18 protein-coding genes are annotated in these 21,343 nt (G+C 30.6%); 11 read left to right on the plus strand and 7 right to left on the minus strand.

Annotated features, from left to right (window positions below; translation table 11 throughout):
• Nucleotides 1-63 precede the first annotated feature (63 nt).
• Nucleotides 64-702 (plus strand): hypothetical protein, encoded by a 639-nt coding sequence (locus Q0873_RS14890; RefSeq protein WP_299108725.1) that lies wholly within the window; start codon nucleotides 64-66, stop codon nucleotides 700-702.
• Here Q0873_RS14890 and murB read toward each other — a convergent pair.
• Complete coding sequence (gene murB / locus Q0873_RS14895; protein ID WP_299108727.1) at nucleotides 695-1,702, minus strand: UDP-N-acetylmuramate dehydrogenase; 1,008 nt, start codon at nucleotides 1,700-1,702, stop codon at nucleotides 695-697. The two genes, Q0873_RS14890 and murB, sit on opposite strands and share 8 nt — an antisense overlap.
• The gene (locus Q0873_RS14900) at nucleotides 1,703-2,893 is read right to left on the minus strand and encodes a pyridoxal phosphate-dependent aminotransferase (RefSeq protein ID WP_299108729.1); all 1,191 of its coding nucleotides are present in this window, start codon (nucleotides 2,891-2,893) and stop codon (nucleotides 1,703-1,705) included. It lies immediately after the preceding gene.
• A 172-nt stretch (nucleotides 2,894-3,065) separates the two neighbouring features.
• Here Q0873_RS14900 and Q0873_RS14905 point away from each other — a divergent pair, with 172 nt between their 5' ends.
• Complete coding sequence (locus tag Q0873_RS14905; RefSeq protein ID WP_299108731.1) at nucleotides 3,066-4,403, plus strand: aspartyl protease family protein; 1,338 nt, start codon at nucleotides 3,066-3,068, stop codon at nucleotides 4,401-4,403.
• Between the two features lie 48 nt (nucleotides 4,404-4,451).
• Here Q0873_RS14905 and Q0873_RS14910 read toward each other — a convergent pair whose 3' ends face one another.
• Nucleotides 4,452-4,859: a DUF1573 domain-containing protein gene (locus Q0873_RS14910; RefSeq protein WP_299108733.1), complete on the minus strand. Its 408-nt coding sequence runs from the start codon at nucleotides 4,857-4,859 to the stop codon at nucleotides 4,452-4,454.
• 198 nt (nucleotides 4,860-5,057) lie between these two features.
• On the opposite strand from Q0873_RS14910, the gene Q0873_RS14915 reads away from it, so the two are divergent.
• Complete coding sequence (locus tag Q0873_RS14915; protein ID WP_299108735.1) at nucleotides 5,058-7,694, plus strand: valine--tRNA ligase; 2,637 nt, start codon at nucleotides 5,058-5,060, stop codon at nucleotides 7,692-7,694.
• A 73-nt stretch (nucleotides 7,695-7,767) separates the two neighbouring features.
• Here the strand turns inward: Q0873_RS14915 and Q0873_RS14920 are convergent, their stop codons facing one another.
• The gene (locus Q0873_RS14920) at nucleotides 7,768-8,493 is read right to left on the minus strand and encodes a head GIN domain-containing protein (RefSeq protein ID WP_299108737.1); all 726 of its coding nucleotides are present in this window, start codon (nucleotides 8,491-8,493) and stop codon (nucleotides 7,768-7,770) included.
• Nucleotides 8,494-8,631: 138 nt separating this feature from the next.
• Between Q0873_RS14920 and Q0873_RS14925 the strand changes: the two genes are divergently transcribed.
• Complete coding sequence (locus Q0873_RS14925; protein ID WP_299108739.1) at nucleotides 8,632-9,189, plus strand: lysoplasmalogenase family protein; 558 nt, start codon at nucleotides 8,632-8,634, stop codon at nucleotides 9,187-9,189.
• On the opposite strand, the gene Q0873_RS14930 is transcribed toward Q0873_RS14925, so the two are convergent.
• From Q0873_RS14930 to Q0873_RS14940, 3 genes are read right to left on the minus strand one after another with little or no spacing between them, the layout of a single operon-like run.
• A complete protein-coding gene (locus Q0873_RS14930; RefSeq protein ID WP_299108741.1) occupies nucleotides 9,186-10,268 on the minus strand; it encodes a hypothetical protein in 1,083 nt (360 codons plus the stop codon). The genes Q0873_RS14925 and Q0873_RS14930 overlap by 4 nt on opposite strands.
• A complete protein-coding gene (locus Q0873_RS14935) occupies nucleotides 10,255-10,791 on the minus strand; it encodes a hypothetical protein (protein WP_299108743.1) in 537 nt (178 codons plus the stop codon). Before Q0873_RS14935 ends, Q0873_RS14930 begins: the two co-directional genes overlap by 14 nt.
• Entirely contained in the window at nucleotides 10,781-11,359 is a 579-nt protein-coding gene (locus tag Q0873_RS14940; protein ID WP_299108745.1) for a sigma-70 family RNA polymerase sigma factor, read from the minus strand. Before Q0873_RS14940 ends, Q0873_RS14935 begins: the two co-directional genes overlap by 11 nt.
• 136 nt (nucleotides 11,360-11,495) lie before the next feature.
• Between Q0873_RS14940 and Q0873_RS14945 the strand changes: the two genes are divergently transcribed.
• From Q0873_RS14945 to Q0873_RS14975, 7 genes are all read left to right on the plus strand, one after another.
• Entirely contained in the window at nucleotides 11,496-12,353 is an 858-nt protein-coding gene (locus tag Q0873_RS14945; protein WP_299108861.1) for a hydroxymethylglutaryl-CoA lyase, read from the plus strand.
• Nucleotides 12,354-12,359: 6 nt separating this feature from the next.
• Nucleotides 12,360-13,172 (plus strand): hypothetical protein, encoded by an 813-nt coding sequence (locus Q0873_RS14950; protein WP_299108748.1) that lies wholly within the window; start codon nucleotides 12,360-12,362, stop codon nucleotides 13,170-13,172.
• A 33-nt stretch (nucleotides 13,173-13,205) separates the two neighbouring features.
• A complete protein-coding gene (locus Q0873_RS14955; protein ID WP_299108752.1) occupies nucleotides 13,206-14,768 on the plus strand; it encodes a bifunctional metallophosphatase/5'-nucleotidase in 1,563 nt (520 codons plus the stop codon).
• 130 nt (nucleotides 14,769-14,898) lie between these two features.
• The gene (locus tag Q0873_RS14960; protein WP_299108754.1) at nucleotides 14,899-16,218 is read left to right on the plus strand and encodes a DUF4856 domain-containing protein; all 1,320 of its coding nucleotides are present in this window, start codon (nucleotides 14,899-14,901) and stop codon (nucleotides 16,216-16,218) included.
• A 123-nt stretch (nucleotides 16,219-16,341) separates the two neighbouring features.
• On the plus strand, nucleotides 16,342-17,466 hold the full coding sequence (locus Q0873_RS14965; protein WP_299108756.1) for an imelysin family protein: 1,125 nt from the start codon (nucleotides 16,342-16,344) through the stop codon (nucleotides 17,464-17,466).
• On the plus strand, nucleotides 17,456-18,820 hold the full coding sequence (locus Q0873_RS14970; protein WP_299108862.1) for an HTTM domain-containing protein: 1,365 nt from the start codon (nucleotides 17,456-17,458) through the stop codon (nucleotides 18,818-18,820). The genes Q0873_RS14965 and Q0873_RS14970 overlap by 11 nt, the downstream gene beginning before the upstream one ends.
• Nucleotides 18,798-21,305: a TonB-dependent receptor gene (locus tag Q0873_RS14975; protein ID WP_363322561.1), complete on the plus strand. Its 2,508-nt coding sequence runs from the start codon at nucleotides 18,798-18,800 to the stop codon at nucleotides 21,303-21,305. The genes Q0873_RS14970 and Q0873_RS14975 overlap by 23 nt, the downstream gene beginning before the upstream one ends.
• Nucleotides 21,306-21,343: the final 38 nt, after the last annotated feature.

Raw genomic sequence — 21,343 nt, forward strand, 5'->3', positions numbered from 1 at the left:
AAAAAGAAGGATTATTTAAAGAGTTCTTGAAAAAACTGCTATACTTGTTGTTTTATTGAAGCTATGAATTACAAATTTCTATTTTTAAGTTTTTTAATGGGTGTGGTACAATTGTCTTTTAGTCAAACAAAAGATAATGAAGGGTATTCGTTTAAATTGACAAGAGTATTTAACGGAAAGATTGCTTTTGGAGGCCATAAAGATAAATTTGGGCCTAGTAAAAAAGAATCAGAAGTTTTGTATAGAATGGAAGTAGATTTAAAAATACAAGGTTTAGAAAAAGAAAAAGTTTTAGATTTTAATTATTTTTCTATAGTAGATCATACCAATAAATCTAGACATCCGGTATCTTGGGTTATGATAAGTGCTACATTTGGTGGCTCGTATTATGTAGAGAAGTTAAAAACAACGGAATATCCTGATTTGATAGACACTTTTTCACTCTATTCACAAGAAGGAATTAAGGATTATGACAAATATAGGTTAGAAGCAAATGCATTAGCGATGGTCACCAATAAATCTAAATCTTATAAGTATTTATTTGGTAGGGTAGTGCCAAATAAAATGTTGTTGAGAACTAAGAAGGTAAAGCTATATTTTTATACAAAAGTTAAAAAGATAGGAACTTTCTCAATCTATTATAAGGATAAACTTATAGAAACATTTACTACTACAAAGAAAAGTACATTGACGTTTAAATAATGTTCACTTCAATTTCTAAATCAATAGCAAAGTTGTTTTTTATCGCCTTTTGAATTGTTTGAGCAAGTTCATAAATATCTTTACCACTTGCTTCTCCATAATTCACTAAAACAAGTGCTTGTTTTTCATGTACTCCATAGGCTCCAAAACGTTTGCCTTTAAATCCGCTTTGTTCAATTAGCCAACCAGCAGGTACTTTGATTTCGGTTTCAGAAACTGGATAACTAGGAATGCTAGGATGTTCTTTTTGAAGTTTTTCGAAGTGTTTTTTAGAAATAACAGGGTTCTTAAAAAAACTACCGCTATTACCGATCTCTTTTGGATCTGGTAATTTAGATTGTCTAATAGAAATTACAGCGTCAGAAATATCTTTTATGGTTGGTTTGTCTATTCCTTTTTGCGCTAATTCAGTATTAATAGCTCCGTAAGAAGTGTTTAAATGATGTTCAACTTTTGTTAATTGAAAACTAACAGAAGTTATAATATATTTTCCCTTTACAGCGTTTTTGAAAATTGAATTTCGATAACCAAACTCACAAGCTTCATTAGAAAATTCAACTAATTTACCCGTCGCTTTTTCAACAGCTTCTACTTTGGTAATTACATCTTTAACTTCTACACCATAAGCTCCAATATTTTGAATAGGACAAGTACCTACGTTACCTGGAATTAAAGAAAGGTTTTCTATACCACCATAACCTTGAGAAATACACCAAAGTACAAATTCATGCCAATTTTCACCAGCATTTACGGTTAGGTAAATATCGTTATGGTTTTCCCTATCAATAGAAATACCTTTTAAATTAAGGTGTACTACTAGTTTATCAATATCAGCAGTAAGTAGCATGTTACTACCACCACTTATTAAAAAAAGGTCTTGTTCTTCTTTTAAAAGTTGTTGTAAGCTGTATAAAGAATCAATAGAAACAAAACGTTTAGCAATTACATTGATGCCAAACGTATTGTATTCTTTTAAAGATATGTTTTCTTGAATATTCAATTAACTATTGTATTGTTGTAAAGCTACTTTTAAAATTTCAACACAACGTTTTAAATCTGCTTTATTTAAAACGTACGCAATACGAACTTGATTTTTACCTTCTCCTTGAGTAGAGTAGAATCCTCCAGCAGGAGCAACCATTACCGTTTCATTATTATGGTTGAATTTTTCTAAAATCCATTGAGCAAAATCTTCCGAATTATCTACTGGTAACTCTGCGATACAATAAAAAGCACCTTTTGGATTTGCTACTTTAACACCATCAATTTTCTGTAACTCAGAAATTAGCGTATCTCTTCTTTCTTGATATTCTTCAATTACTTCATCAAAATAGCTTTGAGGAGTATCTAAAGCAGCCTCACTAGCTAATAAAGCATAGGTAGGAGGGCTAAGACGAGCCTGAGCAAATTTAATAGCTGTATTGATAAAATCTTCGTTTTTAGAAACAATACATCCAATTCTTGCACCACACATACTATAACGCTTAGAAACAGAGTCAATCATAATAGCATGTTGCTCTAATCCTTCCAAAGCCATTACCGAATTGTGTTTTTCACCATCATAAGCAAACTCACGATATACTTCATCGGCAATTAAAAATAAATCGTGTTTAAGAACGATTTGTTTTAATTTTTCAATCTCTTCTTTGCTATATAAATATCCTGTTGGATTTCCAGGATTACAAATTAAAATCGCTTTAGTTTTCGGTGTAATTAACTTTTCAAAATCTTCAATTGCTGGTAACGCAAAGTTATCTTCAATTTTTGAAATTACTGGCACAACATTTACTCCAGAAGCAGTAGAGAATCCGTTATAATTGGCGTAAAAAGGTTCTGGGATAATAATCTCATCTCCTGGATCTGTAATACTACCAATAGTAAATAACAATGCTTCTGAACCACCTGTAGTAGCAATAATATTATTAGCTGCTACATGAATGTCGTTTTTAGCATAGTAATTTGCTAATTTATTTCTATACTCTTCAGAACCTTCAGAACGTGCATACGATAATACTTTAATAGCATTGTTTTTTACAGCGTCTAAAGCAACTTGAGGTGTTTTAATATCAGGTTGACCAATATTTAAATGAAATACTTTTGTTCCATTTTTTTTAGCAGCCTCAGCAAATGGTACCAATTTTCTAATTGGCGATTGAGGCATTGAATTTCCCTTGTTAGAAATAGAAGGCATTTTATATATAAATGTTTAGTTGTTTTGAAAGGCAAATTTGCAAAATATTATTGAATTTAATAGTGATAATACAATCAAAAAAGTAAAATTTATAAGGTTAAAAATTTCATAAAAAGTTAAAAAAAATGAAATTTAATTGTAAATTGAATATTAATATCTAAATAATTCCCTTTTGATTAAAAAAATACTCACGCTTTTAGTCCTTCATTTTTGTTTTGCAAGTTTTGGACAAGGAAAATTTCACTTTATAGGTAAGAACTCTGATAAACAAGAAGTTAATTTTCGATTGATTAATAATTTAATAATCATGCCTTTAGAAATAAATGGTAAAGAATTGTCTTTTATTTTAGATACAGGAGTTAATAAAACCATTTTATTTAATTTAACTCAAAGTGATAGTATAGGGTTAAATGAAATAAAGAAAGTATATATTTATGGATTAGGAGATGGAGAACCTGTAGAGGCACTACAATCTAGAAAAAATACTTTTAGAGTAAAGGGATTGGTAAATACAAATGAGAGTTTGTATGTAATATTAAAAGATGCCTTTAATGTATCGGCTAGAATGGGGACTACCATTCATGGTATACTAGGGTATGATTTATTAAAAGATGTAATTGCTAAAGTTGACTATAGTAATAGGAAAATTACGTTTTATAATCCAAAAACTTATAAATATCCTAAAAGGAAGTGCAGGAAATGTGAAGTATTGCCACTTCAATTTTATAGAAACAAACCCTATGTTGATGTAAAAGTAGATTTGATTAATGGTTTAAAAGATGTTCCTACAAAATTACTCATTGATTCTGGAGGAAGTGATGCTGTATGGTTGTTTGAAAACTCAAGAGAAGAGATTCTCACTCCAGAAAAGTATTTTGACGATATACTAGGTGAGGGCTTTAGCGGAACTATTTATGGAAAGAGAAGTAGAATTTCTAAGCTAAAATTAGGGAAGTTTGAATTGATAGAACCCACTACTTCTTTTTTAGATTCGGTGTCTACGTTTAATGCACGTAAGTTTAAAAAACGTAACGGAAGTATTGGTGGAGAGGTTTTAAAGAGATTTAAGTTATGGGTAGACTATCCTAATAAAAAAATGACCTTAAAGAAAGCAGGTTCATTAAAGAAAGGCTTCTATTATAATATGAGTGGTTTACAAGTAGTATATAATGGTCAAGAATTAATAAAGGAAGAAGCTATATCTAAATTTACAGATAACTATGGAACTGAAAGTCGTAAAAACAATACGCTTTCGTTAGTGACGACTTATTTTTATAGGTTTAAACCATCTTATAAGATAGATAAAGTAGTACCTGGGTCTCCAGCAGAAAGAGCTGGGTTAATGGAAGGAGATGTGATTAAATACCTAAATGGGAAACCAGCTCATACCTATTCTTTAAGTGATATCGTAGCAATTTTCCATTCAAGACCAGATAGAAAAGTAAGGATGAAAGTAGAAAGGGGTGTTACGCCTTTAAAATTTGAATTTAAACTTGAAAAAAGAATATAAAAAAAGCCTGCAAATTTTTGCAGGCTTTTTTTATATCGTTAAGAATTATTATTCACTATCATTTACAACGCTTTTTGCTTTAGCTGGCGCAGCATCTTTAGTAATAAATCCTTTAATTTTTAACATTCTTCTTTTTTTCTTAGCATTCGACATGATTGTGATTGCTTTAGAAAAACCTCCTGGTCTCTTTGTATCGTAAGAAACTTCAATTTGTCCTTTTTCTCCTGGCATAATTGGCTTCTCTGGTTTTTTAGGAACTGTACATCCACAAGTAGATTTAATATCCTTAATAATTAAAGGAGCATCACCAATGTTTGTGAATTCAAAAGTACGCTTTCCTTCAGAACCATATGCTATTTTACCATAATCAATAGTTTCCGTTTCAAATTTAAATTCCTGAGCATTTATACTTAAAGATAATAAGCAAATAGCTACAAAAGATAATAATGTTTTCATAATCTTAAAATTAATTTAGGGGTTATAAACCGTTACAAATTTAATATTATTTTTTAGTTAATAAAAAAACAACCTCCAGATTTTCTGTACCTCAAAGATAGTTGTATTTTTGCTAATCATTTTTCAAAAATGATGCCAAAATGAAAATTGGCGTTTTTTGAATTGTAAAAATATAGAAAAAATAAATAACATTAACACATGAGTATTCCATCACAATACAGTGCAAAAGAGGTAGAAGGAAAATGGTATGATTACTGGATGAAACACAATTATTTTCATTCTGAAGTTGACGAAAGAGAACCATATACAATAGTCATTCCGCCACCAAACGTCACAGGAGTACTTCATATGGGGCATATGTTAAATAATACAATTCAAGATGTATTAATTCGTCGTGCTCGTTTACAGGGAAAAAACGCTTGTTGGGTTCCTGGAACAGATCACGCTTCCATTGCAACAGAAGCTAAAGTAGTTGCAAAATTAAAGGAGCAGGGAATTAATAAAAGTGATTTAACTCGTGAAGAATTCTTAAAGCATGCTTTTGAATGGAAAGATCAGTATGGAGGAATTATTTTAGAGCAGTTAAAAAAGTTGGGAGCTTCATGTGATTGGGAACGTACAAAGTTTACCATGGATGCTGATATGAGTGAAGCTGTAATTAAAGTTTTTGTTGATTTATTTAACAAAGGATACATTTATCGTGGTTTTAGAATGGTAAACTGGGATCCTGAAGCAAAAACTACACTTTCAGACGAAGAAGTAATTTACGAAGAACGTCAAGGTAATTTGTATTATTTACAATATAGTATCGTAGATTCAGACGAAAAAGTAACAATTGCTACTACACGTCCTGAAACAATTTTAGGAGATACTGCTATCTGTATCAATCCAAATGATGAACGTTATACACATTTAAAAGGGAAGAAAGTAATTGTTCCTTTATGTAATCGTGAAATTCCAATTATTGAAGATGAGTATGTAGATGTAGAGTTTGGTACTGGTTGTTTAAAAGTTACTCCAGCACATGACGAGAACGATAAGGTTTTAGGAGATAAGCATAACTTAGAAGTAATTGATATTTTTAATGAAGATGCTTCCTTAAACTCTTTCGGATTACATTATGAAGGAAAAGATCGTTTTGTGGTTCGTAAAGAAATTTCAAAAGAATTAGAAGAGAAAGGCTTTTTATTAAAAGTAGAGCAACATACTAACAAAGTAGGTACTTCAGAAAGAACCAGAGCGGTTATTGAACCAAGATTATCAGATCAATGGTTCTTAAAAATGGAGGAGTTAGTAAAGCCAGCTATTGAAGCCGTTTTAGGAGAAGATAGAGAGGTAAAGTTATTCCCTAGGAAGTTTGAAAATACGTACCGCCACTGGATGGAAAATATTCGTGATTGGAATATTTCTCGTCAGTTATGGTGGGGACAACAAATTCCAGCATTCTATTATGGAGATGGAAAGGAAGACTTTGTAGTTGCAGAGAATATAGAAGATGCTGTAAAATTAGCACAGGAAAAAACAGGGAATTCATCATTATCAGCTTCTGATTTAAAACAAGATCCAGATGCTTTAGATACATGGTTCTCTTCTTGGTTATGGCCGATGAGTGTTTTTGACGGAATTCGTAATCCAGAAAATGAGGAAATCAAGTATTACTATCCAACAAACGATTTAGTTACAGGACCTGATATTTTATTCTTCTGGGTAGCGCGTATGGTAATTGCTGGATATGAGTACAAAGATGAGCGTCCGTTTGAAAATGTATATCTAACAGGTTTAGTACGTGACAAGCAACGTAGAAAAATGTCTAAATCTTTAGGGAATTCACCAGATGCATTAAAATTAATTGAAGATTATAGTGCAGATGGAGTTCGTGTAGGTTTATTATTAAGTTCTGCTGCTGGTAATGATTTATTATTTGATGAAGCCTTATGTCAGCAAGGAAAAGGGTTTGCTAATAAAATTTGGAATGCATTCCGTTTAGTGAAAGGTTGGGAAGTTGATGCTTCTATAGAACAACCAGAATCGTCTAAAATTGGTTTAGAATGGTATAATGCAAAGTTCCAAACAGTGTTGGCAGAAATTGAAGATCATTTCTCAAAATACCGTTTGTCAGATGCTTTAATGGCAATTTATAAATTGATCATGGATGATTTTTCATCTTGGTTATTAGAAACAGTAAAGCCAGGATACCAACAACCAATTGATAAGAAAACCTATGATGCGGTAATTAGTATTTTTGAGGATAACTTAAAAATATTACATCCATTCATGCCTTTCTTAACAGAGGAGATTTGGCAGCATATTACAGAAAGAACACCAGAAGAAGCCTTAATTATTGCTAAATATCCGGAGTTAAAGAAGGTAGATACGGCAATTATTGACCAGTTTGAATTTGCAACAGGTGTAGTTTCTGGTATTAGAACCATAAGAAAAGATAAGAATATCTCATTTAAAGAAACGGTAGAATTGTTTGTTGTAAACAACGAAGAGTTTACCAAAGACTTTGATGTAGTAATTCAAAAGTTAACCAATGCTTCTGTGATAAATTATGTTTCGGAAAAGGTTGACGGAGCCTCGTTTAGAGTAAAGTCAAATGAATACTTTATTCCAATTTCAGCTGGAAATATAGATGTAGAAGCTGAAACAAAAAAGTTAAATGCAGAATTAAAAAGAGCTGAAGGTTTCTTAACAGGAATTCAGAAGAAGTTATCTAATGAACGTTTTGTTAGTAATGCACCAGAGCAAGTAATTGCTTTAGAGCGAAAGAAAGAATCAGATACCTTGGCTAAAATAGAAACTATTAAATCTAGTTTAGCTTCATTATTATAAAGTAATAAAGTTGTATAAAAAAAACTCCAACTTAGATAAGTTGGAGTTTTTTTTATATAAGATTTAAAAAATATTAATTCTTATCAATTACATCTCCAGAACCAATAGTACTAGTATCTACTTTAGGGTTTCCTTTGTAATATACACTACCAGATCCTACAATAGAAGCCTTAATTTTGGTGTTAACGGTTGTTTGCACGCTACCAGACCCAGCAATACTAGCTTTTAAATTTTCGGTTTCTAAACCATAAGCTTTTACGCTACCAGACCCAGCAATAGAACATTTAAAATTATTAGATCTACCTTTTAATTTAATATTCCCTGAACCGCCGATAGAAGCTTTTGTTTGGTCTGCACTAACTTCTGCAATGATATTACCAGACCCTCCTAAATTAAGAGCTACTTCGTTGGCTTTTATTACTTTATTTACAGTAACATTTCCAGAACCACCTAAAGAAATTGATTCTATATCTTCAAAAGGAACTGTAACCAGTAATCTTCTTGTAGTTCTAACATTGGTGTTTTGCTTAAATTGAATTTTAAGCTTATTACCTTTTACTTCCGTTTCTATATAAGGAATTACATTTTCTTCTCCTTCTATAGTAATTTTTCCCTCTTTACCCGCAATAAGTTCAACGTCAAAAGAACCTCCAATAGATACTTTATCAAACTCATCAATTGTTCTAGTTTCTGTAGTTACTTTACCATTTCCTTTTACTTTTTTTGAACTCCACCAGCTTTGAGAGTTCATGGTAATTGTGGTAGCAACCAAAATAAGTGTAAGCAGTTGTTTTTTCATTTTTATGTAAATTATGTTAAATTATATTTTATATTTATAAGGTCTATGCCTTCCTTCCTTAGAACATATAGTGCTATATATTTTATAGCTTGTTTTGTGTCTTTATTCTTTATTGATAAAGGGTTTCAATTCGTTGAAATGACTATAAAAGTATTCGCATTATTGTCTTTGTCTTTTTGGTATTTAACAGCGGCTAAAAAAATTAATTATTGGTATTTGTTATTGTTACTTAGTTCAATAGCTTCAGATACTTTTTTAATTTTTGAAGACAGCTTTTTAATAATAGGGGTGTTACTTTTATTGTTAAATAGGTTTTTATATATAATTATTTCTAGAAGAGCTCTTAAAGAAACCGATATAAAAACGCTGTTACTTTATTTGGTGCCAAGTTTAGGAATGTTCATTATTTTTTATGTACTAATGAAACCTTTTTTAGAAGAAATATCATCTTCATTTTTATTACTTGGGCTCACTTCTGCCACTATGATTTTGTTTTCATTTTTAAACTATTTGAATAAAATGAATACCAAAAACAAATACTTTTTATTGGGTATTTTACTTATTGTAGTAGCCGATATATTAATAGCATATAACAAGTATTTAGATTATCAATTATTTTATGTAATTGTGTATACTACAATATACTATGTAGCGCGCTATTTAATCTGTAGAGCTATGATTCTCGAAAAAAATTAGTCGTTTAATTTTAAAGAAACCCCACCGTATCTCGACTTTATAGTAATAGAAGAGTTAGAGTTTGATTTTCCAAAATTACCTTCGTAATACTTCTTTGTTGTTTTTTTAATGCTCTTAGTCATATCTACATGCTCTTCTGGATAACTAAAACCAGCATAGCCTAAATCGAGTTTAAAGTTAAAACTGTTAGTAGCATCTGTAAGAATTTTAATTCCTGCGTAACTACCATCAATCGTTACATTTTCAAAACCATTTGCAAGATTTAAAACTTTTAAACCACCATAATCAGTATTTATTTTAAGGTTCTTTTTTAAAGTACCTATTTTCATTCCAGCATAATCAGAATTACCATTAATATCAGTAGCTTCATTAATAATAATACTACCATAGTCACAGTTAAAATCAACAGTATTACATTTTCCAATTCTAACGGTAGAATAATCTGCATTTACTTTTGCAGATGTAGTGGTGTTTATTTTTAACTTAGAATAATCAATGTTTACATTTCCAGACTCCATAAAATTAACTTCAGAAGAAGAACAGTAATCTAAGTCAATAGTATTTGTTTTATTAAAAAGCTTATCAATTTCAATCTTTCCATAATCACAATTAATATTTGTTTTTCCTTCAATTTCATCTAACTCAATATTTCCATACTTGTTATGAAAATCAGCATTGTTAGTTTTTGGCATTTTTACGTAGTAATTAATCTTATAATTGATGTTGTTACTATTTCCCCAAAAAGACCAATTAGATTTTGTTTTTTCAATGATAGTGCGGGCTTCCACTAAATCTTTAGAAGCTTCAAAAAGCACATCTATACTGTTTAGTTTGCTTTCCACCTTATCTAAACTATTTCCTTTAACTGTAATCTTTACAGTAATATCAACAGTGTTTTCGTCCCAGGTGGTAACACTAAGGTTTCCATATTTGTTTTTAAGAAATACTGTCGCATTAGAGTTTACAGTAAAGTTTTTCTTGATTGTTTTTGTTTTTTCATGTTTTCTTAATTCTTTATCATTGGCAAATGATAAGAAAGGAATTAAAAAAAGTAAGCATATTATATTAAATGATTTCATCGTATTTAATTTCAAAATTGTTATTGTTTTCACTGCCTTCTAGTTGAGATAAAAGCTCTTCAAGCAAGGTTAAGCGTTGTTGGTAATTGTTAATGATACCTTTGATAATTTGTTTTTTATTTTCGTTAGATTTTAACTCTTCAATAAAAATTTTATACTGTTCCTCAAGTTCTTCGATTTGATCTAGTGTATCTTCAATTAATACTTCGGTTTCTAATGTTCTAAATTTTTCAATTTCTTTTAATTCTTGATTAATTGTAGAAACAAAGAAGTTTTCAGCTTCTGCCATTTTTGGCGATACTTTGGTTAATACCGAAGCGTCATCTTTTTGCATACTTCCTAAGTAGAAACCTAACAATAATACAATTGAAGCGGCAATACTTAGCCATTTCCAAGAAATTTTCTTAGGTTTATTTTGTTGTTGAAGCGCTAGTTTTCTTTGAAAACGATCTATATGCCCAGAATGCGGTTCAAGTATATCAAAATCATTTTCAGAAAAATAGGTATGTAATTTATCTTCCATATACTTGTGTTTTATTCGTGTTTGATAAAAGTATTTGTTTTAATTTTTTCTTAGCTCTCGATACTGTAGTACGCACATTTTCATTTGTGTAATTAAGTATTTGAGCTATTTCTTCATAATCATAACCTTCAATTAAGTTTAAATTAAGTACAATTCTATAATTATCTTTTAATTTTTGAATGGTACTTAAAACATACTTTACATCCATAGTGCTGTAATCAATATTTGAATCTTCTTGAAAATCATCACTAGGTATTACTTCCATTTTTACTTCGTCATAGCGGTTGTTCTTTTTTAACTGAGTTAAACTTTTGTTAATAACAATTCTTTTTAACCATGCTCCAAATGTAACTTCACCTTTAAAAGTTTCTAATTTGGTAAATGCAGTTAAGAAAGCCTCTTGCATAATATCTTCTGCTTCAAATTCATCTTTCAAAATACGGTATGAGGTATTAAACATAGCCTTATAATAGCTATTGTACACCTGCATTTGTGCATTTTGGTCGTTTAGTTTGCAGCGTTCGATTAGTTGATTGATATGTGTCTTTTTTGACTCTAATGAAATCATTCTATATAATAGACAAATGGTTTTTTGATGTGTGACACTTTGGTATAAAAATAACTAAAAATGAATATATATTCTGTTATGAATTAACCTGGTATAAAGCTTAAAGTTTTTAATGATTTTACTTATATTTGGCACAATGGTTGAGAAAGTCAAAATCATAGAGTGTCCAAGAGACGCTATGCAAGGTATTAAAAGTCATTTTATACCAACAGAAGCAAAAGCAAAATATATTAACGCTTTATTGAAAGTTGGATTTGATACTATCGATTTTGGTAGTTTTGTTTCGCCTAAGGCAATTCCACAGATGAAAGATACATCAGATGTGTTAAAAAAGTTGGATTTGTCGTCAACAATTAGTAAATTATTAGCTATTGTAGCTAATGTAAGAGGAGCTAACGATGCTGCTCAATTTGAAGAGATACATTATTTAGGGTATCCGTTTTCTATTTCTGAAAATTTTCAGATGAGAAACACACATAAGACAATAGAAGAGTCTATTGATACGTTAAAAGAAATATTGACCATTGCTGGTAGAGCTAACAAAGAAGTAGTTGCTTACTTGTCTATGGGATTTGGAAATCCGTATGGAGACCCTTGGAATGTTGATATTGTAGCAGAATGGACAGAAAGGTTGTCGAATATGGGAGTAAAAATATTATCTTTATCGGATACTATTGGAAGTTCTACTCCTGAAGTGATTACATATTTGTATTCAAATTTGATACCTAAGTATCCGCAAATTGAGTTTGGAGCTCATTTGCATACAACGCCAACTACCTGGCACGAAAAGGTAGATAGTGCATATAAAGCAGGATGTAAACGTTTTGATGGTGCTATAAAAGGATATGGAGGTTGCCCTATGGCAAAGGATGAGTTAACTGGAAATATGCCAACAGAAAAAATGTTGTCGTATTTTACCAGTAATAATGTTGAGACCAATATTAAACCAATGAGTTTCGAAAGTGCTTATAACAAGGCACTGGAAGTTTTTTAATAAATTATGAGAGTTAAATTTTTAATAACATTATTGGCATTTTCTATTTCAATGTTATCTTTTTCTCAAGAAATAGAGAAGAGGATAGGTACATGGAGAATATATAATGGGTACTTAATTAAAAATTCTTCTATTAATAATGATTTGGCTGCTAAGTATTGGGGAGAGTTAAATAAAATTTTTCCAAAACCTGTTTTGAAAAAATACATTAAACGCTTAGTTTTAATGACGGATGGTCCGGATGAAAAAACAGGAGCATTAGTATCATTAAGTAAAGGAAATGATAAGTGGCAATTGGTTATTGATATTGAAGATGTAAACTTTAATTCTAAAGATAGAAAGAGATTGTATGAATCTGTGTATACTTTAGTACATGAATTTGGTCATTTAATAACACTAAATAAAGAACAAATTAGGCCTACTAAACAAAAGACTGAGAGGAATGGCTTGTATCTAACGCATGAAGGAGAAGCTTATAAGAACAGCTATATTAATAGGTTTGTTAATTTATTTTGGAAGAAGGAAGGTTTATTAGAAGAGTGGGATTATATTCAAAGAGAACACTGTTATACTGAAGCAAACTGTGTTGATAAGCTTTCTGATTTATATATGGAGAATTTCTCTGAATTTATAACAGATTATGCTGCTGAAAGTCCAGAGGAAGATATTGTTGAAAGCTGGACTGCTTTTGTGTTGAGACCTAAGATTAAGAGGCCAAGAACAACGGCTCAAAAGAAAATTAACTTTTTTTATCAATTCCCTGAATTAGTTCGAATCAGAACTCAAATAAAACAAAATACACGTAGATACCTTCATTAGAATTTGTAATTTTGGCTTGCTAAAAATTACATAATGAAACAATTCAAATATTTATTTTCTTTTTTACTACTTGCATTTTTTCTTGCATGTGGGACAGTAAAAAACACTACCTCTACCAATTCAGTTGATGGAGCTTTTAAGTTTAAAAAAGAAGCTTCTAAAACGTACTTTTCTATTTTACAATTAAACGATGTTTATGAAATAGCACCTATCCAAGGAGGAAAATTTGGTGGTATGGCTAGAGTTGAAACTGTTCATCAAAATTTATTGAAAGAAGACAAAAATGTAATGCTTGTTTTAGCGGGTGATTTTTTGAATCCGTCTTTACTAGGAACCATGAAAGTTAATGGAGAGCGCGTAAAAGGAAAACAAATGGTTGAGGTAATGAATGCGATGAATTTTGACCTTGTTGCATTTGGAAATCACGAGTTTGATTTAAGCTATAGCCAACTTCAAAAAAGAATCAATGAAAGTAATTTCGCTTGGATTTCAGCCAATATCTTACATAATGCAAATGGAACACAAAGTTATTTTTTTAAGGAAAAGAACGGAACAAAACATTCTTTGGAAGACTCGTATATAAAGGAATTTAAAAACCCAGATGGATCTATTTTAAAAGTTGGGTTTATAAGTGTTTGTATTCCCTCAAATCCTGTAAGTTATGTACATTATGGAGATATGTATAAAGAGATACAACGATCGTATAATGAGATTAAGGATAAAGTAGATGTTGTATTAGGATTGACACACTTATCATTGGCACAAGATAAAAAAGTAGCAGAATTGTTACCAAATGTTCCTTTAATTATGGGAGGACATGAACATACAAATAGTTATGATAAAGTTGGAGATGTGATTATAGCTAAAGCAGATGCCAATGCAAAAACAGCTTATATACATAGGTTTGAATATGATCCTGCTACTAAAAAAGTGAAATTTAAATCTCAATTAAAAGAGATTAATGATAAAATCTCAGAGGAAAGTAAAGTGAATGAAGTTGTGAACAAATGGCAGCAGGTACTTCAAGCGAAGATACAAGACGTTGTTTCGAATCCATATGAAATCATTTATCATGCTAAAGAACCATTAGATGCTAGAGAAACTCCAATTCGAAGCACACAAACAAATATGGGAACGATCATAGCCAAAGGAATGAGCTTAGCTTATAATGATGCTGTTGATTGTGCATTAGTAAATGGAGGTTCAGTAAGAATTGATGATGAACTTTCGGGAGATGTAAATGTTGTAGATATTTTTAGAGTGTTGCCTTATGGTGGGGCTGTATTAAAAGTTGATATCAAAGGACGTTTATTAAAAGAGGTTTTAGAATATGGCTTAAATGCTGCCGGAACAGGAGCTTATTTACAACGTTATAATGCTGCTAAAGTAAACGGAGAGTGGCTGGTTAATGGTCAGTCAATTGATAATAATAAAGTGTATAAAGTTGCTTTTTCAGATTACTTATTAAAAGGATTAGATATTCCAATACTTTCAGATAAAGCGGAAGGAGTTATCTCTGTTTATCGTCCTACATCGGAGGAGTTGGCTTACGATATTCGTAAAGCTGTTATTGAATACCTTAAGAGTATTAAATAGGTAACTATTTGATAATTAAAAGATAATTTGAATTCTTAATTTTTATTTAAAATAAATCTTAATAAAGTTTGCTGAACCAATTTAGTTCTATAAATTTGCGGAAATTTATTAAAACTAAATCTAAATAAAAATGAAAAGAGTAATTCTTTCAATGTTAGCAGTTTTTACTTTGGTAGTTACATCATGTACAAGTGATGATACACCACAAGGACCTGTTGTTTATACACCAACTTTAGGTCAAGTTGTTACTGGTAGCGACTTTACTAGAGCAAGTAATGGAGATTACAATAATAATTATATTAGTAACTACGGAACCTTATTTACAAGAAATGGGAAATCAACCGTAAGCTATGGTGGACAAACTACAAGATTAAAGCAAGCTAAAATTATTGGTAGTAGCTTAAAAAGTGAAACTAGTGTAGCTGATATTCAGTTAATGTTTGAAGGTAGAGAAGTAGGAGGAGAATTACAAAGTGCTGGTTTTAGTGATGCTAATTTAAATGGTACTACAAAGGTAGTAAGAGCAAAATCATCTTCTTCAATTGGTTTATTTGGGTCTAGCAAAAATACATCTGGTCAAGGAAAAGCAAATGTAGATGCGATTGATGCATTTATTTCTGGACACCAAGCAGTTCTTTCAGATTGGACAACTGCGGCTGCGTCTGGTCAGGCAGGTAGATTCCAAGAAACAGGTAGTACAAGCTATAGATATGTAGATGCAAAAGGACGTGAATTAGATCAATTATTTACAAAGTCTTTAGCAGGAGCTTTAGCTTATGATCAAACAGTAAACCAATATTTTAATCGTTTAGATAGTGAAAATGGTGATGTTGCTGGTGGTACTAAAGATTATCGTAAATTCAATAACGATGGTTTAGTTGTAAAAGGAAAAACTTATACTACAATGGAGCACCATTGGGATGAGGCTTTTGGTTATATCTACGGAAATACAGGAGGTCAAAACTTAATTTATAAGTACATTGATAATGTAGATGGGTTAACTAAATTTTCAGGTGTTGAAAAAGATATTTTTGAAGCTTTTGTTACAGGAAGAATTGCGATTGCAAATAAAGATTATACTGTAAGAGATGCTCAAGTAGCTACATTACGTGAAAAATTAGGTTTAATTATCGCAGTAAGAGCAGTAAATTATTTAAGTGCAGGAGCTAAGATTATTGATGCAGCTGCTGGTGGAACAGGAAAAAGAGCAGACGCATTTCACGATATTTGTGAAGGATATGGTTTTGTAAACAGTTTACGTTATTTAGTTAAAGGAGACGGAACTACAAGATATTTTACAGATGCAGAAGTAGATGGTTATTTAGCTACGTTAGATGCTGGTAATGGTTTATGGGATGTAACTTCAACTCAATTAAGAGATACTGCTGATAAAATTGCAGCTAAAGGTGTTGGAGGATTATCTTGGACGTTAGATGACGTAAATCCTTAATAAGAATCGTATAATAGAATTTAATTTTATTATAAAAAATATATTACAAAGGGATTACTTCTAAGTTATCCCTTTGTATTTGTTATTTTTGCACAGTCAAATCAGATTTTAAATCAAATAATTATGAGAAAAAGTATATATATACTACCATTACTAACAATTCTTTATTTTTTTTCATGTTCGAGTGATGATAATACACCCGATCCAGGAAATGACTTCAATAGAGAAAGTTTAACTACTAGTTGGGTAGACAATTTATTACTTCCAGCAACAAACGATTTAAAAACCAAGCTTACAACCTTAAATTCAAGTGTAGCTACTTTTACAACTACACCTGATGTAACTAATTTAAATAAAGTTAGAGCAGATTTATTTGAAGCTTATAAAGTATGGCAGCATGTTGAAATGTTTTTTTACGGAGGAGGTTATGCTTTAGATATGAATTCATATCCAGCAGACGTAACTAAAATAAAGGAAAACATTAATGCAGTTTCAGTTGATTTAAACAGAACAGTTTTAAACTCTTCTCAAGGGTTACCGGCCGTAGATTATTTAGTAAATGGTTTTGCAGCTACAGATAATGAAATCATAACCTTATATGGAGAAGCAAAAAACAAAAACTATTTAAAGTTATTAACGGAGCGTATGCTTACGTTGACAACCGATAACTTAACAGAGTTCGAAGCTAAAAAGAATGAAAACATCAAAAGTGTTGACAATACAATTAGTTCATATTTTAGTAGACAAGTAAATGATTTTATTCAGTACACTGAAAAATCGTTTAGAGAGAAAAAAATAGCAATCCCTTCAGGAACAAGAAATAGAGATATTTTCCCTACCATTTCAGTGTCAGCAAGTCCAGATTTTGTAGAATCATTATACAGTCCAGAAAATTCAAAAGCATTGTATTTAGAGGCTTATGACGCTATTCAAGATTTTTATTACGGTAGAAGTTATGCAAGCGGAGCTAACACGGTAGGACTACAAGAATATTTACAAGCATTAAAAACAACTGTTTTGGTTAGTGGTAATGATATTTTATTAGATGCTTATATCAAGCAATTATTTGATAAAATTGATACTGCTAATGGTAATATTACAAATAACTTTAATGCGCAAACACAAAATTATAACTCAAATTTTGATGCGGTTTTTGACGCTATTCAAGAGTTTGTAGTTGCAGCAAAATCTAATATGATCAATGCATTCAATTTAACGATTGACTTTGCAGATAATGATGGAGATTAATAAAATAGTTCAATCATATTTAAGTAAAAAATCGAGAGCGGCTACATTAGCCGCTTTTCGTATATTATTTGGTCTATTAATGCTTATCAGTATGATAAGGTTTTTAGCAAAAGGTTGGGTATATAAATTTTATATAGAGCCTAAGTTTCACTTTAAATACTATGGTTTTTCATGGGTAGAAACTTGGGGAGAATATACCTATGTACTTTTTGGAATTGTAATAATGGCATGTATAGCAATCATTCTCGGATTTAAGTATCGTTTAGCAATGATTGTGTTTTTCTTAAGTTTTACATATATAGAATTAATAGATAAAACAACTTATTTAAACCATTATTACTTTATTAGCTTATTAAGCTTTCTACTATGTTTTTTACCTCTAAATGCTGCATTTTCTTTAGATGCCTATAAAAAGAAAAAAGAATATTACTACGTGCCAGCTTGGACTGTAGATGCTATTAAATTCTTATTAGGGGTCGTATATTTTTATGCAGGTTTGGCAAAGTTAAATTCAGATTGGTTACTTCGAGCACAACCCTTAAAAATTTGGCTTTCTTCAAAAACAGATTTACCCCTAGTAGGTAGCTTTATGAATGATACTTGGTTTCATTATGCAATGAGTTGGAGTGGAGCCTTGTATGATCTTACCATACCATTTTTATTGTTAATGCGTAAAACAAGACCTTTTGCTTTTGTTTTAGTAGTAGTATTCCATGTGTTTACAAGAATCTTGTTTCCAATAGGAATGTTTCCATTTATAATGATTGTTGCAACGTTGATATTTTTTGATGCTAATCTTCATGAAAAATTTATTAATAAAATTAAGCAGTTATTAGCTGTGAAAACAACAATAAATACAGTAAGAGAAGTATATTTGCCTAAAGTTTATAAAAAGACATTTTTAATTGTCAGTTTATTTCTACTACTACAACTAATAATTCCGTTTAGATATTTGTTATATCCTGGTGAATTGTTTTGGACAGAAGAGGGGTATCGCTTTTCTTGGAGAGTAATGTTGATGGAAAAGGCAGGAGATACTTCATTTAGAATTGTTAAGTATGATACAGGAAACAGTTTTAAAGTAGAGAATAAACATTTTTTAAATGTTTTTCAAATCAAGCAAATGTCAACACAACCTGATTTTATCGTAGAGTACGCACATTTTTTAGGTGAGCACTATAAAAAAGAACTGAATAATGAAAATATTGGAGTTTTTGTTGAAGGTTATGTTGCGCTTAATGGAAGGTTAGGAAAACCATTTATAGACCCCAAAATTGATTTGCTAAAAGTAGAAGATAGTTTTAAACATAAAAATTGGATATTACCATTAAATGATGAAATTAAAGGCTTATAATTTATTATTGTTATTACTAATAACAGTATCAACCTATGCTTTTCAACAGAATGAAATTACTGTGGTTGATGCAACAACAAATAAACCCATTTCAGATGTAGAAGTTTATACTAAATTGGGTAAATTTTTAGGAACCACCAATAGTAGTGGTAAAATTCAATTAACTGGTTTAAAATCAAATAAAGAATACCGCTTAGTCTTTTTTGAATATAATTATAAAACACATGAGGTTGATGTAATTACCAACGGTACAAATGTGGTAGTGAAGTTAAGTTTGTTAGACAATGTTTTGTCTGAAGTAATTTTAAATTACAAGAAAAAGCAAGCTTTTGGTTTAACAAAATTAAAGCCAGTTGAAGGAACACATATTTATGCAGGTAAAAAGTCAGAAGTTGTCTTAATTGATCAAGATATGGCTAATAAAGCAACTAATAATGCAAGACAAATTTATGCAAAAGTTGCTGGGTTAAATATTTACGACAATAATGATGGAGGATTACAGCTAAGTATTGGAGGAAGAGGATTAGACCCAAATAGAACGGCCAATTTTAATACTCGTCAGAATGATTATGATATAAGTGCGGATGTTTTAGGGTATCCAGAAAGCTACTATACACCACCAACTGAAGCTTTACAAAAGATTCAAGTTATTAGAGGGGCTGCTTCATTACAATACGGTACTCAATTTGGAGGATTGATTAATTTTGTAATGAAAAAACCTAATCCGGAAAAAGAACTTGAAATAGTTTCAAGAAATACCATAGGTAGTTTTAATCTATTTACCAATTTTACAAGTGTAGGAGGAACTTCTAACAAACTAAGCTACTATGCCTATTATAACTACAAGCAAGGAGATAGTTTTAGACCAAATTCAGAATTTGACTCAAAAAATGCGTATGCACATGTAGGGTATCAATTTAACGATAAAACAAAATTAGAACTGGAATATACACATTTAAACTATTTAGCGCAGCAGCCAGGTGGTTTATCTGATGTTCAATTTCTTCAAGATCCAACACAGAGTAATAGAAGTAGAAACTGGTTTGATGTTAATTGGAATTTGTTTAATCTAAAATTAGAACACCAATTCTCAGATAAGGTAAACGGTACCTTAAGTATATTTGGATTGGATGCATCTAGAAAAGCTATTGGTTTTAGAGGAATAGAGTCTATTACACAATCCGATGGAACTATATTATTGAATGAGAATTCGGATGTATTTATAAATGATGATGTAGATGGATCAGGAAATTTTGATTTTGAAAGAGATTTATTGGTAGGAAACTTCCAAAACTTTGGAGCAGAAGCAAGAGTAATTACCAACTATAATATCAAAGAACAAGAGTCTGTATTATTATTAGGAGCAAAATTTTACAAAGCAAAAAACAAATCTCAACAAGGACCAGGAAGTAAGGGTTCAGATGCAGATTTTAATTTTTACACCAATGATTTTCCTTTGTATCCAAACCAAAACAAATTTGAATTCCCAAATTTAAATGTAGCACTGTTTGGAGAGAATATTTTTAATATTAATGATAAACTATCTATTACTCCAGGTTTTCGTTTAGAGTATATTAAAACAGAATCAAAAGGAGCATATTTAAGCAGACCAAGCATACAAGGTAGCAATCCAACGCCATTGTTTATTGCTGATAATAATGAAAAAGAAAGAACCTTTCTTTTGTTAGGAGTTGGAGTTAGTTATAAACCTACTCCTAGTATTGAAACGTATTTTAATTTTTCACAAAATTATAGATCAGTTACTTTTTCTGATATTAGAACAATTAACCCATCATTTATTATTGATGAAAACATAAATGATGAAAAGGGATATACCATAGATTTAGGAGTAAGAGGTTCTATTAAAAAACAAATATCATATGATGTAAATGTGTTTTCATTATTATATGATAATAGAATCGGACAAGTATATAGAGGAGATGCACCTTTTAGAGGAAAATGGGTAAGAGGAAATATAGGAAAAGCATCTATTTTTGGGTTAGAGTCATTAATTCAATGGAATTTAAAGGAAACATTTTTTAAAGGAAATGACAACATTAAATTTGATGTGTTTACCAATTTAGCGCTTACCACTTCTGAATATTCAAGTAGTTTGAACTCGAGTGTAAATGGTAATAAAGTAGAATTTATTCCAGAAGTTAACTTTAAAACAGGAACCTCTTTTGGATACAAAAACTTAATTGCCTCTGTACAATATTCATATTTATCAGAACAATTTACAGACGCAACCAATTCGCCTTATAACCCTAATAATACGATTAGAGTAGATGGAGCTATTCCTTCATATGATATTTTAGACCTTTCCTTATCATATACTTTTTCAAAGAATATTAAGTTGGAAACAGGGGTGAATAACTTATTAGATAATAGCTATTTTACTCGTAGAGCAACAGGGTATCCAGGACCTGGAATTATACCGTCAGCTCCAAGGAGTTATTATGCGACTTTACAATTTAAGCTTTAGAATTATTCGAAATAATTATAGTAACAATTTAGAATTAA

Source organism: uncultured Tenacibaculum sp. (assembly GCF_947498805.1).
GTDB lineage: Bacteria > Bacteroidota > Bacteroidia > Flavobacteriales > Flavobacteriaceae > Polaribacter.

Coding starts and splice junctions, on each gene's coding strand:
- Q0873_RS14915 (WP_299108735.1), top strand. CDS start 5,058: ATGAGTATTCCATCACAATACAGTGCAAAAGAGGTAGAAGGAAAATGG.
- Q0873_RS14965 (WP_299108756.1), top strand. CDS start 16,342: ATGAGAAAAAGTATATATATACTACCATTACTAACAATTCTTTATTTT.
- Q0873_RS14955 (WP_299108752.1), top strand. CDS start 13,206: ATGAAACAATTCAAATATTTATTTTCTTTTTTACTACTTGCATTTTTT.
- Q0873_RS14930 (WP_299108741.1), bottom strand. CDS start 10,268: ATGAAATCATTTAATATAATATGCTTACTTTTTTTAATTCCTTTCTTA.
- Q0873_RS14970 (WP_299108862.1), top strand. CDS start 17,456: ATGGAGATTAATAAAATAGTTCAATCATATTTAAGTAAAAAATCGAGA.
- Q0873_RS14935 (WP_299108743.1), bottom strand. CDS start 10,791: ATGGAAGATAAATTACATACCTATTTTTCTGAAAATGATTTTGATATA.
- Q0873_RS14960 (WP_299108754.1), top strand. CDS start 14,899: ATGAAAAGAGTAATTCTTTCAATGTTAGCAGTTTTTACTTTGGTAGTT.
- Q0873_RS14925 (WP_299108739.1), top strand. CDS start 8,632: ATGACTATAAAAGTATTCGCATTATTGTCTTTGTCTTTTTGGTATTTA.
- Q0873_RS14910 (WP_299108733.1), bottom strand. CDS start 4,859: ATGAAAACATTATTATCTTTTGTAGCTATTTGCTTATTATCTTTAAGT.
- Q0873_RS14940 (WP_299108745.1), bottom strand. CDS start 11,359: ATGATTTCATTAGAGTCAAAAAAGACACATATCAATCAACTAATCGAA.
- Q0873_RS14920 (WP_299108737.1), bottom strand. CDS start 8,493: ATGAAAAAACAACTGCTTACACTTATTTTGGTTGCTACCACAATTACC.
- Q0873_RS14945 (WP_299108861.1), top strand. CDS start 11,496: ATGGTTGAGAAAGTCAAAATCATAGAGTGTCCAAGAGACGCTATGCAA.
- Q0873_RS14900 (WP_299108729.1), bottom strand. CDS start 2,893: ATGCCTTCTATTTCTAACAAGGGAAATTCAATGCCTCAATCGCCAATT.
- Q0873_RS14950 (WP_299108748.1), top strand. CDS start 12,360: ATGAGAGTTAAATTTTTAATAACATTATTGGCATTTTCTATTTCAATG.
- Q0873_RS14975 (WP_363322561.1), top strand. CDS start 18,798: ATGATGAAATTAAAGGCTTATAATTTATTATTGTTATTACTAATAACA.
- Q0873_RS14890 (WP_299108725.1), top strand. CDS start 64: ATGAATTACAAATTTCTATTTTTAAGTTTTTTAATGGGTGTGGTACAA.